This window comes from Emticicia sp. (assembly GCF_049241225.1).
In the GTDB taxonomy this organism is placed as follows: Bacteria; Bacteroidota; Bacteroidia; order Cytophagales; family Spirosomataceae; genus Emticicia.
This window is the reverse complement of sequence record NZ_JBMLRC010000339.1, coordinates 3,998-19,378: the sequence shown is the minus strand read 5'-3', so window position 1 is coordinate 19,378 and position 15,381 is coordinate 3,998. Positions and strand designations below refer to the sequence as shown.

The following is a 15,381-nucleotide window of genomic DNA, read 5'->3' as shown; positions in this document are numbered from 1 at the left end:
TATTTTGTTGGTAAAAATAATACTGATAAAGTATTTGCCAATAAAGAAGTGATTTTGTCGGCGGGTTCGTTTGCCTCGCCACAGATTTTGATGCTTTCGGGTGTGGGTGATGCCGATGAGTTGAAAAAACATAATATTGTATGCAAGAAAAACCTTTCGGGTGTCGGTAAAAACCTGCAAGACCATTTGTTTTCGGGCGTAAGTTGTTTGTCAAATCAAGAATTTGGACAAAATCATCATCTGAAACCTCTCAATCAATTGAAAGGATTGATGAAATATGTATTTACAAAGAAAGGAATCTTTACGATTAGTCCGCTTGAATCGGCTGCATTTTGGATGACCGATGATAGCCCCAACCGAGTGAATTATCAGTTTCATTTTGCATCATTACAAGTTGGAGAAGGTTACGATTATGATTTTTATGATATGAAAACGTTTCCGTTTAACGATGGATTTACGATTTTGCCTACGCTCCTGCGTCCAGAAAGTAGAGGTTATGTAAGACTGGGAAGTAATAATTCCATGGACGCCCCAATTATACAACCGAATTTTTTGGAAGCTGAACAAGACCAAATTACACTACTGAAAGCAGCCAAGAAAGCCATTGAAGTAATGCAAGCTTCTGCTTTTGACCAATATAGAAAAGCCTTGATAACGCCACCTGATATGAGTTCGGATGACGCAATTATGCTTCACCTTAAAAAACAACTCGAAACTGTGTATCATCCCGTGGGCACTTGCAAGATGGGAAATGATGAAATGGCGGTAGTTGATGACCAGCTTAGAGTAAAAGGAATTGAAGGTTTAAGAGTGATTGATGCTTCAATTATGCCGACTATTGTTTCGGGAAATACGAATGCCCCTGTGTATATGATTGCGGAGAAAGGAGCGGAGATGATACTAAAGTCTTAATTAAATTATAGATTGAACTTCCTCACCATACCAGTGTGTATGGTGAGGGTAATTCTTTTCAATCTTCTCTACCTTCCTTCCGATTCGCATCGGCCATTCGGACAATTTTTGGGGTGAATTTGGCCAAAACTTTCACTAAATCGGTTTGGGCAGTAATTACATCGTTGATGTCTTTGTAAACCATTGGAGCTTCGTCTAAATCACCGCCGATGAGTTCGATACCGTGTTCATTCAAAATCTTATTCATCGAATTTTTGGTGACCGAATTAAAAGCTGCCGTTCGGCTCATCAAACGCCCTGCTCCGTGTGATGCTGAATTGATTGAGTCAGTATTTCCTAAGCCACGCACCACAAAACCTGGGGCAGTCATTGAGCCTGGAATAATTCCTAAATCGTTAGCACCCGCAGGAGTTGCACCTTTGCGGTGAACCAAAACGTCTTTTCCATCAAACTGCTCTTTCCATGCAAAATTATGATGATTTTCGACCATTAGAAGTGGTTTTTCAGAAATTGCCTTCGCAACTTTTGCATGGATTTCGTGGTGATTCGCAGAAGCGTAATCGCCTGCCAAATTCATCGCAATCCAATATTCTTGCCCTTCTTCGGTGTTTAAATCGAGCCATGCCAAATGAGCTGCTTGCTTTGGTAAGACCGTTTTTTGCATGGCAATTTTTGAATAATGCCCAGCAACTGTCCCACCAAAACCACGAGAACCAGAGTGTGATAGCAAAGCCAAATATGTACCCACTGGCAATTTGAGTAAATCATCTGGTTCGGAAACTTCCAATAAGCCCCACTCTGCAAAGTGATTGCCAGTACCTGATGTTCCGAGTTGGCGATAGGCTTTGTCTTTCAAATCTCGGATAATCTTGGTAGCTGTCCATTCGGGTTTATCCATTACCGATTCATCAAATTTATGAGCAGTTTCGCCACCGATACCAAACTTGGTGTTTTCGAGTAAAGTTCGTTTTAAAAGATGAGGCTCACGTTTGAAAATATCTGCCGAAACATCAAAAACAGATAAGCACATGCGGCAGGCAATATCAACTCCAACGGCATACGGAATGATTTTATCAGCTTCGGTAGCTAAAACTCCACCAATTGGCAAGCCGTAGCCCTGGTGTGCATCGGGCATTAATGCACCTGCTATTGAAATTGGCAAACTTACGGCCGTATTCATCTGATTTAAAGCACCTTGCTCAATGAAATTTTCGCCATAGATTGTGTAGGCTACGTTTTCATCTCGTAGATTAAATTCGGTTGGCTGAGCCTTTGGCTTTTCATCTATTTGCATGAATTCTTCTTTCGGAATGTATGCACGGCCTTCGTTGGTTAAAGACAGGGCGTGCCCTGTCTCTACTTGCAAATCATATATTTTTTTAGCCAAATTGGTTACTTTATTCTTTGAATAAGCGTATTTTTTTGGATTTTCGAGCATTTGAGCGAATAAGGTCAGTACCTTTTCAATTGGGTATTCGGCTCGCTCGGTTAGCCCTTTGGCAACTCTGAGAAATGCGTCATGCAAATCTTCAGGAATTGGAGCAAGGGCTGTTATTTGTTCGATTGTTATGTTCATTTGTTTATTGTAATTCTAAACTATGTTTTTAGTAAGGTACTCTTCTTCAATCCTCTTCATTTGTTCTAAATGCCGCTGAATGTGCATGGCTAAAAAATAAATGTATTGATAGACATCTAGTTTGCCTAAACTGTTAACTGTCATGGTAGTTTTATACAAAATACCTTCTCCATTAGGCAGTTTATCTAAACAAGTTAAACACTCTTTGAGTTGAGAATCTAATTTTAGAGCAAGTTCTTCTAAACTGATATTACCTTTTGGTTCCATGTGTTCTGGTCTAATCCATGAAAAAGATTTGTGTTTTCCAACTTCTTCAAGCTGTTGGCTTAGAAAATTGTAATCTTTTAATTCATTTTCTAATGATAGTTTTGAACTATTTATTAGAGCCTTTTTTGTACCTTTCTCTATCAGAATCAACAGGTAGTAGTTTGTCAAGCTGATATGTTCAATGATTTCGCAGATTGTCCAACCTCTATACGTTGGATTATAGTTTAATAAATCGTTATTTTTTGAAAACCAGCTACTTACTAAAGAAAATACACTTATCAATTTACCTCTGATTGAATTTATTTGGGCATGAATTTTTAGATTCTGCATAATCTTATTCAAATAAAATGTGGAATAAAACCTCCTTGTGTACACCCAACGATAGGAATTAGGTTATCCCCTTTAATATCACATCCTTCAATAGACGTGATATTCTTGTACCAAGTTTTTTCGTAGGTTTTATCAAGTTTTGATAACTCAATTAAAAGATGGAATCCGCCACGAGTTTTAAGAACTGTCAGACAGTCTTCATTGATGTATTTTTTGACTTCTTGCATTGTATTTTCAAGCGAAACATTATCGAAATCCAAATCAAAGAACACTTTGCGACTACACGCTTTTTGAATTTCCGACATCACTTCTTGATGTGGATTATGTCCGTTATAATCACGAGTGATTAACTCAGCAAATTTAATTAAGGATTGCTTTGTTGCTTTTATCAAGTCTCTTGGATTTGGATTAATATAAACGGCCAGTGTCTCCTGCGAAACAATTGTACCGCCAGCTTTGTATGCTCCTAATTCTACTTCCAGTTGTTTGAGTTTATCGAAGATATTTTTCTTATCAGTTGTAAATCTCTTTAATTGAGCTTTGTCGGCTTTTAACCCATTTGCTGTTTGTTCGTATTTGTTACGAGCAAATAGTGAAATATAATAGGTTTCGTGCCTTTCTAAAGTTGGAAGCCAATTAATGAAATCTCTTAAAAGAGTTTCGTTTTGAATGATTTTATAATTCATTTTTTGATATTTTTAAATAGTGACAAGTTCACTCATTTTATGTGACTTGTCACTATGATTATTATGCTGTTTTCACAAAAATCTGCTTCAATTGGTCGATGATTTGTCCGTTTCCAGCTACTGAGATTGACCCGATTTTATCGGCAATTTTCTCAACATATTCCATCTCTTTCAATTTCCACAAAGTTTCGTTTTCTTCCATCAATTTGGCCGTATTTAATAAACTTCTCATCGAGGCTGTTTCTTCACGACGCATGATGATGTTGGCTTGGGCTTTTTTCTCGGCCATCAAAACTTGGTTCATGATGTCTTTCATTTCGCCTGGCAAAATGATGTCTCGCACACCACAACTTTTTACTTCGATTCCCAAATTCGCTACTTTCGTTTCAGTATTTTTCAAGATAAATTCACCGATGGCATCTTTTTTATCTAATAATTCATCGAGCGTGAAGCTTCCCACGTATTCACGCAAGGCCAATTGCAACAAAACATAGAGCTGTTTTTCGTAATCTTTGTTTTCGTAAAGAGCCTTTACAATATCAGTGATTCGGTACTGAACAAAGAAATTTAAACGCAAATTTGCTTTATCTTTAGTTAAGATTTCTTGCCCCGAAACCTCTAACTGTAACTGACGCATATCAGCTTTGGCTACATGAATTGTGGTAGCGTTTTTCCACCAATGATAAGTTCCACCGTCTAATACCTTCGCAAATTTACCATCGACAATCAACACACCTTTTTCGTAAGACTCTACAACGAAGCTACGAGTGTACATCGGTAAACGGCTGATTAATAGCTGTTTATTAATATCTTCGGTGATATCTATTTTATTTAAATCGACTTTGGTATAAGTGAAATTCAATACACCTTTCCAGAAAGCATATCGACCAACGGGCATAATCATTCTGAAACGATTATCTTCGTATTGAATCACGATTTCGTTGTCTTGTACTTCCACAACTTCCAAAGCCTCATCGATTTCTGAATGTTGCAAAAGTAAATTTAGCTCAATGGGTGCTATAAACTGTGTGCCTTTATCATAGACGTAAGCATCTTCGTTACCCCAGAACCAGTAAGAACCTTCATTCAAAATTTCTTTGAAAGCTCCATTCTTCAAAACCAATCCAATTTGATTGGCATTTACTCTTACTTTTTGCATTGTTTTATAAAATTTAATTGTGTTTTGAATAAAAGTCAGTCCGAAAAAATCTGATTCAGCAAAGCGGAAAACCGTTTGAGAAATAAATTTGATAGTTGGTTTTGAATAATTCTTTTAACTTTATGAATATTCGTAAATCACTTATTGTGAGTTAGTTATATTTTTTTGGTTAGTCGAAATATAAAAAAAACAAGCATCCGCTTTAAATCGGTATCTACTGTTTTGCGAGCCTTGTTTGAATTGTGAATGAAATTCTTGCGAATAGCTTCACCCAAACTTGCCCAGACTGACACTATCACATTAGGGCGTGATAAAACCCTGTTTTCTGATGATGGAACCTAAATCCATTGCGTGACCAATTCGCCTCTACTTTTTGAGAGTAGGCAGGATTCGAACCTGCAATTTTCTGTTGCTATAACCACTTAGCTACTACCCCAAAGGGGTAGGTTGGAGTCGAACCAACGACAAACAGGTGATAGAAGTCGCTTTCAACGACAGCATATTGGTAGTAATTACTCCAACACTATGGGGCTATACAGAAACCCTCATCAGGTTCGAGAGAAAAAACTTCCATCGCAGAGCATACGGGAATCGAACCCATTTCTCCACCGTGACAGGGTGGAATCATAGCCGTTAGACCAATGCTCTTTTAATCTGGGTAGCAGGATTCGAATCGGTGACGACCGAACCGCAACGAACTCTTGCTCCCAAAGCAAGCCCGTATAACCATCTGCGGAACACCCAGTTTTTACTACTATTATTTTTAAAGAACCTCTCTATCAGATTGATGATACAAAGTTCAGAACTCAATACGCAGCCTATTTGCGTAGTGAAAATATTTTTTAAAATGACTTTTAATTTATTGATAATCAGTTAATTGTAAAATTAATTTCAAATTAGTAATTGTGCAATTTTGAGCATGGAACAAGATTCGAACTTGCGAAAAAATGTTTTGCAGACATTCCCTTTCACCACTCAGGCATCCATGCTTTTTAAATGGAGATTAAAACTCCACTTAATTTATTCACCGTATTTAAGCAAAAATTCTGGGTTGATTGCTTTGAAGCTTATTCGACCATTACCTGATAAATCACGAGAAAAACTTTTATCGTTTATCTCCTCGTAAGGACGAATCACAATACCTTCTGCCCAAGTTTCATTATTAATAGATGAACGAATTTTAGCTTTTTCTACTAAGTTTGAAATGTTATTCTCAAGCATGTAGTTTTCTTCTAAAATCGGAACGGTCTTCAAATTCAACTTCTCAATAAGTTGTTTGAAATCAAGGAATGATAAATAGCTAAAAGTTTCAATATCAAAAGCATTAAAGAAAAACACTGTTTGACCTTTTATTTTTAGTTTATTGCTTTGAATACCTTCGCCAACTAACTCACCTTGTAAAGCTATATTTCTATTCATCAAAGCCAATTTTCCTTTCAAGTCAAGTTCAATGGCAACTTTCCAGAAAGTATTTTCTGGGTCTTCTACTAATTCAATATTTCTTGAGCAAACACCAAATTCACCATTTTTCCAGTAAAACGTTGCTGATGCACCATCTAACTTTTCGCTTATGTAGCATTTTTCTCCTTGATATTTATTCAACAAGTCTTGTAAGACCTGTACCCTCGTCTCATCAGTTTTGGGGATAAATGAAGGAAATCCTCCTTTCATTAAACCAGCTAAACTGGCAGGAATTGGAGCTTCGTACTTTATAATCTCCAGAATATCGGTGCAATCATTACCTTCAATAATCTCGAAATCAGTTGGTAAAAAACTTATTGGAAAACAGATTCCTTGCGAAATCTGACCACGTAGTCGTATTGTTCGGACTCTAAAATTTCGAGGTCTTAAAAACTCAAATTCAGGTTTTTCGGGCAAAACACTATCTATTTCGCAGTAAATACACAATTCACCAACTTTAAACTCGCCTTTCTTTACGACTAATTCCCAACCCAAAACAGTTGCTTTTTCAATGGCATCGGCTCCCTCAATTGGTTGTAAGGCAATAATTTTTTGAATACTTGCTAATTTTCTCATTGTCGTTTTAAATTTGAGTGAGTAGGTCGATTTTAAATAACCGACCCTACTTGCCACTCTTACATTTGTATTGATTTAGTAAGGTTTTTATCTTCGATTTCCTTTTACAAAAGGCGGAGTCCATGTTTTTTTGCTCATTATAGTCTTAACCTCTTCCCAGGAAATAGGGTAATAATTATGACAATCTACTCCAACATCGAATGAAAGTAAATTTGGGTCGTCGGGCAATTCTCCATGACTATGTCCATAAAGTTGATATGTTCCCCAATGACTTTTATCCCAAACTCGCATGGCATAATGCATCAAAATGATACTCTGTTCGCCACTTTCAAAATCCGTATCTTGAATTTTGAGTTTGTAATAATCTTTAATCCATTCAAATCTACTTTTACAGCTTTCGGCTGCTCCTTCGTGATTACCTCGAATCAGATAAATATTACCATTTAATTGCTCTAAAATTTCTTTTAATCGGTCAGAGCTACATAGCCCAACATCTCCTAAATGATATACATCGTCTTTTGATTCTACTCTTTCATTCCATCTTTTTATCAATTCTTCATCCATTTCTTCTACAGAGTTGAATGGACGATTTGAGAATTTACAAATATTTTTGTGTCCGAAATGGTGGTCGGACGTAAACCAAATTTTCTTCATTTTTGTATTTCCTAAGTATTTCTTTTTTTGTAACTAACTCTGCCTGAATCAGAAATGAGACCATAAATTGGTATCGCTCATTGTTGGCGTATTCATTTCTGAGGTTGAGGTTTTGTGCAGCTTCAATGATTCTCACAAAACTTTGGTTTAATCTGGCCGATTTCTGATATGCTTGCTGAAGCTCATACTCGGCCTGTTCTTTTTCACGAACTATTCTGATTCGTTCTGATTTTGATAGTTGCTTGCCCATTGTTGTAATTTTTTTCAATAAAAAATTCAATTTTCGAGAAAATCGGCCACAAAAAAGCCCGACCTCGTTGTGGTTGAGGTCGGGCTTTATGCGGGCGTTCAAATCCAGAACGTACCTATGGGCATAAACACTCGTACCTCAGTCGTATTGCTTTGTCAAAATCTGCTTGTGCATCTGTATTCGGGCGATAACTGCTAATCGGACATACCGCTCCCCACGCAAAGGCAATCAGACTTTGTAAGCCAACGGGTTTTGGGTGTATGTTTCTGAGCATTAGCATTTTGTTATCTTGTTTTTTTGTTTTAAAAATTAAAAATTGATTTGAGTTTTTGGCAATAAAAAAGCCCGACTTTTTGGGGTCAGGCTCAGATAAATTTTAGGGTAGTTTTTAGCTACAAATTGTACCTGTGCCATGTATGCAAAATTCCTCCAAACGGGTGTGCCATTCCGCAGCCGAAAGATGTATTTTTTAGATAATTTTGCATTTTTTGTTCTGTTTGATTTTGTGCCACAAAGGTACGGGAAAAGATTTTATATTTTCCAAAATATTTTTCAGTTATTTTTTTAATTTTTTTCAAAGTATTGATAGTCAGGTATTTATAGAGGTTGTTTTTAGTGAAGAAATTTTTATTTCATACTTTTTGTTCGAGTAATTCAATGCTCCGCACAAAAATTATGACTTAATAATTGGATTAGTTTTTAATCGAATTGAGCGATTTTGAAAATTAAAATGAAGCCGAAAAATAGGGCGTTTTTCGACTTCGTTTCGACCTGAAATTACCTAGATAAACTTATCATTTTCATGCAGAAATAGGCCTTTAAAAAATGCTTTTTTAGCAGTATAAAATACTAAATTTTATACAAAAAAACGAAGCACCTTTCGATGCTCCGTCCTCATACTTAGTTCATATACTTACTCAAAGATGGTCTTATATTTTTGAATTATTTACTCAATTTGCTCAGCTCTCCCTTATTGAAGGGTTGGGGTTCGAGAAAAATTTCTTTTCCTTTTTTATTCACAAATCCTGTCTTGCCAAAAATACTTATACGAGCCATTCCTTCCGAAAAATTATAGGCTTCCTCATATATTATCGGAATTATTTCTTTACCTGATTTATCGATAAAACCATACTTGCCGGCAATAGATACGCGAGCGGTTCCCTCTGCAAAGCCCCAAATGTTATCGTATTTTACAGGAGTAATCTCCTTTCCATTTTTATCAATTATTCCGTATTTATTTTTCACACCTACTACCATCAGGTTCTCTGATGATCCTTCGATGAAATCATAAATAATGGGTATAACCTCATTGCCAAACTTATCAATCATTCCCCATTTGCGTTTGCTGCGAACCACCGCCAAGCCTTCTGCAAAATTATCGACCTCATCAAAATTATTGATAACAAATAATTTATCATTTTTGTCGATAAACCCCCATTTCTTGTTGTCGGTTTTTACGGCAGCTCGGTCTTCAACAAAACTTTTAGCAGATTTGTATTTCAATGGAATAACCTTAATGCCTTTTTTGTTGATGAATCCATATTTATTTTCAATGGCCACACATGCCATACCTTGTGAGAAACTCTCTGCTTTATCAAATTGAGGATGTGCTACATAGTTGTTTTTTTTGTCAATTACACCCCATTTTTCATATAGTTTTACAAAAGCTAAATCTTCACTAAAACTCAAAACCTCGTCGTACTGAGGAACAATCTTTAGATTGCCTTTTTTATCAATAAAGCCCCATTTTTCACCGATTCTTACGGCTGCCATTGACTGTGAGAAGTTTAGTACTTCGTCATAGATTAGTGCAATGATCTCCTTGCCTGCTTTATTAATAAATCCCCATTTTCCATTTTTTTCTACCGCTGCTAGGTCTTCGCATATATCATGTGCATTTTCGTATCTGGGCACCACCACTTGCTTGCCATTTTTATCAATAAAGCCAACTTTGCTATTTATCTCAACGCGGGCAATACCCGATTGAAAATCGTTTGCTTGCGTGGCGGTTGTAAATGAGATTCTTGGTTCTTGGGAAAATGTTTTGCCCGAGAGCATGACCAGACCTACAAATAGCGTTTTTCGTAAGTTTTTGTTAAGGAAATCAATCATGGGATGTATGTGTTATGAGGGAACATGTATTTGCACAGCTAATTTTACTGTGCCAAACTTGTGCCAATCACCTACACTCGAATCGAATCTTACCAAACGGTAACATTTGCCCATTTTACGGCTTTGCTAATGCTTCTTGAAGGGTTTAATTTTTGCTTTTACTCATTTAGCAAACTCAGTGCCAAGCCTTCTAAATATCTTTTATACTTAGCCAGCGGATACACGACTAAAATTTAAGGAGGGTCTATCTCAAAGGAAAGCCTTCCTTTTGTTAACCATCAAAAAATATTACCTTTGTGAAAATTATCGGATAGCAAATAGAGCATAAATGAAAATTTCGTACAATTGGTTAAAGGGTTTGATTGATATTCAAGAATCGGCCGAAGAAATTGGTAAATTATTGACCGCTACTGGCTTAGAAGTAGAAGGCATCGAAGAAATAGAGTCGATAAAAGGTGGCTTGAAAGGTTTTGTAGTAGGCGAGGTGCTTACTTGCGAGACTTTTATGGTGAAAGAAAAACAACTAAGCCTCACAACCGTAAGCATAGGTGCCGAAACTCCTTCGACGATTGTTTGTGGAGCTGCCAACGTAAGAGCAGGACAAAAAGTAATCATAGCTACGCTCGGAACGACCATTTATTTTGAGGATGGAAAATCTTTTGTAATCGAAAAACGTAAAGTTTATGGGCATCCGTCAGAAGGAATGATTTGTGCCGAAGACGAAATCGGAACGGGACATTCGCACGATGGAATCCTGGTTTTGGATACAACTCTGCCAAATGGTACGCCTGCAATAGAATATTTTAAAACAATCGGAAAATCGTTTGAGGCTGATTATCAAATCGAAATTGGTCTTACACCAAACCGTGCTGATGCGGCTTCGCATTTGGGCGTGGCTCGCGACCTTAGAGCGGTTTTGGGTCGTGAAATCAAAATGCCTTCTATCGAAAATTTTAAGCCTGTTTCACAGCAAACAGATTTTCAAGTGGTTTTAGAAAATACCGAGGCTTGTCCACGTTTCTGTGGTTTAGAAATTCGTGGAATTACGGTAAAAGAATCGCCAGAATGGTTGAAAAATGCTTTATTGGCTATCGGTTTGAATCCAATCAGCAATATCGTTGATATTACAAATTATATCTGCCACACACTCGGACAGCCGATGCACGCTTTTGATGCTGACGAAGTAAAGGGGCATAAAATTGTGGTGCGTGTGCCAGAAAAAGGTACAAAATTCACTACGCTTGATGGTACAGAACGCACACTTTCGGGTAGTGATTTGATGGTTTGTAACGAAGAAGAACCAATGGCGATTGCTGGTGTTTTTGGTGGTCAAAAATCGGGTATCAAGCCATCTACGCAAAATGTATTCTTAGAAGTAGCTTATTTTAGTCCAGTTTGGGTGCGTCGAACTGCTACTTTTCATGGTTTGAAAACCGATGCTTCGTTCCGTTATGAGCGTGGTACTGACCCAAATATGCCTCCGTTTGCGATTCGCTTGGCAGCAGTTTTGATTCAAGAATTGGCGGGTGGAGAGATAATCGGCGAACCAATTGATGTTTATCCAAATCCAATTGCCAATTTCGAGATTACAGTAAAACATAAAAACATCAATCGTCTAATCGGTAAAAACTTAGACGACCGTTTGATTCATAAAATTCTGAAAAGCCTTGATATTGAAATTTTGAGCGATAATGGCAGCGAAATGCAAGTGAGCGTTCCACCATACCGTGTGGATGTAACTCGTGAAGCCGACGTTATCGAGGAAATTTTGAGAATCTATGGTTTTGATAATATTGAACTATCAGAAACGCTCCAAACTGATTTCTTATCGTCGTTTGCCGAGAAAGATGCCGATAAATTACAGTTCCGTATTATCGAATTATTGGCAGCGAATGGTTTCAACGAAATTCAAACACTTTCAATTACCAGACCTGCTTATAATCAAGCACTTGAAGCAACAGCAAAGGGTGAAACCGTGGTACTTTTGAATCCACTGAGCGAAGAACTTTCGGTGATGCGTTCGAGTCTTTTATTGACAGGAATGGAATCGGTAGCATATAATATTAACCGCCGTCAGAAAGATTTGAAGTTATTTGAATTCGGACGTAGTTATTTCAAGAAAGACGATAAATACAAAGAAAATAAGCATTTAGGTGTATGGATGACGGGGAATCGTCAGTCAGAATCTTGGGCGAGTCCGAGTACACCTTTGGCTTTCCATGATTTGGCTTTGGTTGTGCAGAAAGTTTTGAAGGCAATGAAAGTGGTAAAATTCGACACCCAAGAAGCTGATTCTTCGGTTTTCCAATATGGTCTTACTTATTTAATCAACAAAAAGCCAGTAGTTAGTTTGGGTTTAGTAAAACCACAGTTGGCTAAATTGGCCGATGTAAAACAAGCAGTTTTCTACGCTGATTTCGATTGGGAATATTTATTAAAACAATATTCGGGAAAAGTAGCTTTTGTAGAGATTCCGAAGTTTCCGGAAGTACGCCGTGACCTTTCGTTAGTGATTGATTCGGAAGTGAAATTTGAGCAAGTTTCGGCCATTGCAGCTAAAACTGAGAAGAATTTGCTCCAAAGCATAAACGCTTTCGATGTCTATGCAGGCGAAAAACTGGGTGCAGGTAAAAAATCTTACTCGGTTAGCTTCACACTTATCGACAAAGAAAAAACTTTGACCGATGATGTGATAGATAAAACAATGCAACGCCTCATTGCTGCCTACGAAAAAGAACTGGGAGCAGTGATTAGAAAATAATTTAAGGAAGGCTTCGCTCAAAGCGAAGCCTTCCTTTTTTATGTATCTTTCCGGAAATTTTATCGTCTCAAGAAAAACTAAAACAATTTTGCGAATGAAAAAGTATGTAATGTTGGCCATTACGGCTGCTATTTTAAATGTTTGTGTGGTAAATGTGGGTGTTGCAAATACTCCTAATTTAGTTGTTATTCAAGAAGAAACACCAGAAGCTGAAATCCTTTTAGATAAAGCTATTGAAGCCGAAGCTGCGGGAAATCAAGAAGCTCTTTTGAGTTCTTTGACAGCTGGCACGGCTGCTCTCGAAAAGGAAGCAAATGCTGATAAAGGAAGTTTTAAAGACAAACTTTTGGGACAAGTAGGTGCATTACAAAAGTTTGCTCCGATGGTAAAAAGTGGACTTTTGAAAGGCGATATGCTTAAAAAAGTAATAAACACCGTGAAAATGCTATTAGCAGCCAAGAGAATTGAAAATGCTCTCGGTGGCTCAAATTTACTCGGAAATGTAGGTGGATTAACCAAAAACTTAGGTTTGATGAAAGCAGGTTTGCCTGCTCTCGGTGGCGACTCTCAGAGTAAATTGGGTGGCCTACTCGATACGGCTATGGGAAGTGTAGGAAACCTTAGCAAAGGAGGCATGACCGCCAAAGCTGCCGAACCAGCCGTAAAAAAACAACTCGGCGGAATCTTAGATTTTGTGAAAGGTGCGATATGAGTTCTGAAAGATTTGATTGATATGTTATTATCGCATCAATTCAATAAAATACGTTGCCGTCTGTTTTAGCTGACGGTCAATATATCTCAAAAACTAATAGGCTTTAGCCAAAATTACTTTCAGTTTTGGCTAAAGCCTTATTTTGAAACTTTAATTTAAACCGTCAGCTAAAGCAGACGGCAATGAATAATAAGCACTATTTAAATAGACTGACACAGTTCAATCAAAACTCCATTTGTGCCTTTTGGGTGTAGGAAACACACCAATTTATTATCAGCACCTCGCTTTGGTGTTGGGTTTAAAAGTGTGAAGCCTTCTGCTTCTAAACGTTTCATTTCTGCTAGAATATCATCTACTTCAAAGGCAATGTGGTGAATGCCTTCGCCTTTCTTCTCGATAAACTTTGCTATTGCACTATCAGGATTTGTGGCTTCGAGTAGCTCTACTTTAGTTTCGTTAATCTTGAAAAAAGAAGTTGCAACTCCTTCACTTTCAACGCTTTCTGATTTATACGGAGGCACGTTGAAAAGTTTAGTAAATAAATCATTTGAGGCAGTAATATCTTTCACTGCAATTCCTATATGTTCGACGTTAGTTAGCATACAATCTATTAATTTCTTTAAATTTTGATGATGAATTTCTTCCCAATCCGTAGCGTCGGGTTTGCAAACCCAACGCTTAGGATTAGGAAATCAATTTTAGTTTATCCAAAAAATATCTTGTACCAAAAGAATGGAAATTTCATGGAAAAATCTAACTTGCACTTCAAATAATCGCTAAACGATATAGAAACACCATTCCATGACCTATTCAAAGGGTTTGCATATATTGGCAGAGATTGATACCACTGCAATCGAAGCCCTGACAGATTATGCAGCAGCCAAACAATTATTACAGAAACTCATCGAAAAACACCGACTGACAATTGTGGGTGAAGTTTTTGCTAATTTTGAAGGCGGAGGTTTTACGGGTGTCTATTGTCTGACCGAATCTCATATTTCGATTCACACTTGGCCAGAGTTTGGGCGAGTTACTTACGACGTCTTTTTATCTAATTTTCGGAATAATAACGAAGCCATCGTGCGAGATATTCACCAAGAACTCGTTGCGTTTTTTCAACCGACTGCATTAAATCTAAACGAACTTTATAGATAGATGAAGCAACGTATATGCACTAAATGTACAAACAAGATTTCGATGAACGACAACGACACTTTTGTTGCTTGTCCGAAATGCTTTAGCTATCAAGAAGTTACCGAAAACGGTTTGAAGTTTCTTTCTTCCTTCAAAAGTTCCAATCGCCCGAAAGAAGTATGTTTTGAGTTAGGTCAGAGTATCAGAGTCAATGGAACAACTTATACCATTACGGGAATTACGCAGAGAAATGATTCGAAATATAAATCGTTTAAATGGCGAGAGTATAATCTGAAAAATGAGTTAGGTGAAGATGCTTTTCTGAACGAATATAATGGTAATTGGTTATTGGTGAAACCTTTGAGCGAAGAGCCTCAAACTTATGTAAAAGGTGATTTAACATTAACTTTTGAAAATTCGACTTTCTCTCTTTTTCAAGCATACAGTCAAGAAGTTAATTGGGCAATAGGCAATTTTAATTTCGACATTACCGATGTTGATAAACTTTACAGTCGAGAGTTTATCGCTCCTCCCAAAATGTTGATTTATGAAGTTCAGAAATCAGCCAAAGAAACAAATCCTGAATGGTACGAAGGCGAATACGTAGATAATAATGAAATCTATCAAGAATATTTAAGTTTGGGTAATACCACAACGTTTCCTTCAAAAAGTGGCGTAGGAGCAACCGAGCCTTACAAAAGTCAGTTTTTTCGAGAAGATGCCACGAAAATGAGTTTAATTGCTTTGGCAGTAATCTTGACGATTCAGCTATATTTTATGGCAACTTCGCC

At 37.2% G+C, this 15,381-nt stretch carries 15 protein-coding genes and 4 tRNA genes; 5 read left to right on the top strand and 14 right to left on the bottom strand.

Annotated elements, in window-relative coordinates:
- Positions 1-912 (top strand): GMC family oxidoreductase (locus ACOVO2_RS18100; protein WP_421771326.1); only part of this gene is annotated, 912 nt, incomplete at its 5' end.
- Between the two features lie 58 nt (positions 913-970).
- Here ACOVO2_RS18100 and ACOVO2_RS18095 read toward each other — a convergent pair.
- The 13 genes from ACOVO2_RS18095 to ACOVO2_RS18035 form a co-directional block, all read right to left on the bottom strand.
- Positions 971-2,488 carry an RtcB family protein gene (locus ACOVO2_RS18095; protein ID WP_421771325.1) on the bottom strand — a complete coding sequence of 506 codons (1,518 nt, stop codon included), beginning with the start codon at positions 2,486-2,488 and terminating at the stop codon, positions 971-973.
- A gap of 15 nt (positions 2,489-2,503) precedes the next feature.
- A complete protein-coding gene (locus ACOVO2_RS18090; RefSeq protein WP_421771324.1) occupies positions 2,504-3,085 on the bottom strand; it encodes a DinB family protein in 582 nt (193 codons plus the stop codon).
- Positions 3,086-3,093: 8 nt separating this feature from the next.
- Positions 3,094-3,771, bottom strand: coding sequence for a hypothetical protein (locus ACOVO2_RS18085; protein WP_421771323.1), 678 nt, complete (start codon positions 3,769-3,771; stop codon positions 3,094-3,096).
- A 61-nt stretch (positions 3,772-3,832) separates the two neighbouring features.
- Entirely contained in the window at positions 3,833-4,930 is a 1,098-nt protein-coding gene (locus ACOVO2_RS18080; RefSeq protein ID WP_421771322.1) for a slipin family protein, read from the bottom strand.
- A gap of 375 nt (positions 4,931-5,305) precedes the next feature.
- Positions 5,306-5,366, bottom strand: a tRNA-OTHER gene (locus ACOVO2_RS18075).
- Between the two features lie 140 nt (positions 5,367-5,506).
- Positions 5,507-5,578 (bottom strand) — tRNA-Asp (locus ACOVO2_RS18070).
- Positions 5,579-5,583: 5 nt separating this feature from the next.
- Positions 5,584-5,675, bottom strand: a tRNA-Pro gene (locus ACOVO2_RS18065).
- Between the two features lie 171 nt (positions 5,676-5,846).
- Positions 5,847-5,919: transfer RNA gene (locus tag ACOVO2_RS18060), tRNA-Cys, on the bottom strand.
- 31 nt (positions 5,920-5,950) lie between these two features.
- Complete coding sequence (locus ACOVO2_RS18055) at positions 5,951-6,967, bottom strand: RNA ligase (ATP) (RefSeq protein WP_421771321.1); 1,017 nt, start codon at positions 6,965-6,967, stop codon at positions 5,951-5,953.
- 87 nt (positions 6,968-7,054) lie between these two features.
- Positions 7,055-7,621 (bottom strand): metallophosphoesterase, encoded by a 567-nt coding sequence (locus ACOVO2_RS18050; RefSeq protein ID WP_421771320.1) that lies wholly within the window; start codon positions 7,619-7,621, stop codon positions 7,055-7,057.
- Positions 7,566-7,871: a hypothetical protein gene (locus tag ACOVO2_RS18045; protein ID WP_421771319.1), complete on the bottom strand. Its 306-nt coding sequence runs from the start codon at positions 7,869-7,871 to the stop codon at positions 7,566-7,568. Before ACOVO2_RS18045 ends, ACOVO2_RS18050 begins: the two co-directional genes overlap by 56 nt.
- Before the next feature lie 115 nt (positions 7,872-7,986).
- Positions 7,987-8,145, bottom strand: coding sequence for a hypothetical protein (locus ACOVO2_RS18040; protein WP_421771318.1), 159 nt, complete (start codon positions 8,143-8,145; stop codon positions 7,987-7,989).
- 668 nt (positions 8,146-8,813) lie between these two features.
- Positions 8,814-9,983 carry a WG repeat-containing protein gene (locus ACOVO2_RS18035; RefSeq protein ID WP_421771317.1) on the bottom strand — a complete coding sequence of 390 codons (1,170 nt, stop codon included), beginning with the start codon at positions 9,981-9,983 and terminating at the stop codon, positions 8,814-8,816.
- Positions 9,984-10,311: 328 nt separating this feature from the next.
- On the opposite strand from ACOVO2_RS18035, the gene pheT reads away from it, so the two are divergent.
- Together pheT and ACOVO2_RS18025 are read left to right on the top strand one after the other, a co-directional pair.
- The gene (gene pheT, locus ACOVO2_RS18030) at positions 10,312-12,744 is read left to right on the top strand and encodes a phenylalanine--tRNA ligase subunit beta (RefSeq protein ID WP_421771316.1); all 2,433 of its coding nucleotides are present in this window, start codon (positions 10,312-10,314) and stop codon (positions 12,742-12,744) included.
- 94 nt (positions 12,745-12,838) lie between these two features.
- Positions 12,839-13,456, top strand: coding sequence for a hypothetical protein (locus tag ACOVO2_RS18025; RefSeq protein WP_421771315.1), 618 nt, complete (start codon positions 12,839-12,841; stop codon positions 13,454-13,456).
- A 200-nt stretch (positions 13,457-13,656) separates the two neighbouring features.
- Here the strand turns inward: ACOVO2_RS18025 and mce are convergent, their stop codons facing one another.
- Positions 13,657-14,058 (bottom strand): methylmalonyl-CoA epimerase, encoded by a 402-nt coding sequence (gene mce / locus ACOVO2_RS18020; protein ID WP_421771314.1) that lies wholly within the window; start codon positions 14,056-14,058, stop codon positions 13,657-13,659.
- 199 nt (positions 14,059-14,257) lie between these two features.
- On the opposite strand from mce, the gene ACOVO2_RS18015 reads away from it, so the two are divergent.
- Both ACOVO2_RS18015 and ACOVO2_RS18010 read left to right on the top strand, forming a co-directional pair.
- A complete protein-coding gene (locus tag ACOVO2_RS18015) occupies positions 14,258-14,611 on the top strand; it encodes an S-adenosylmethionine decarboxylase (RefSeq protein ID WP_350265158.1) in 354 nt (117 codons plus the stop codon).
- A gap of 42 nt (positions 14,612-14,653) precedes the next feature.
- The coding region (locus ACOVO2_RS18010; RefSeq protein ID WP_421771313.1) for a DUF4178 domain-containing protein at positions 14,654-15,381 on the top strand (728 nt) is incomplete at its 3' end.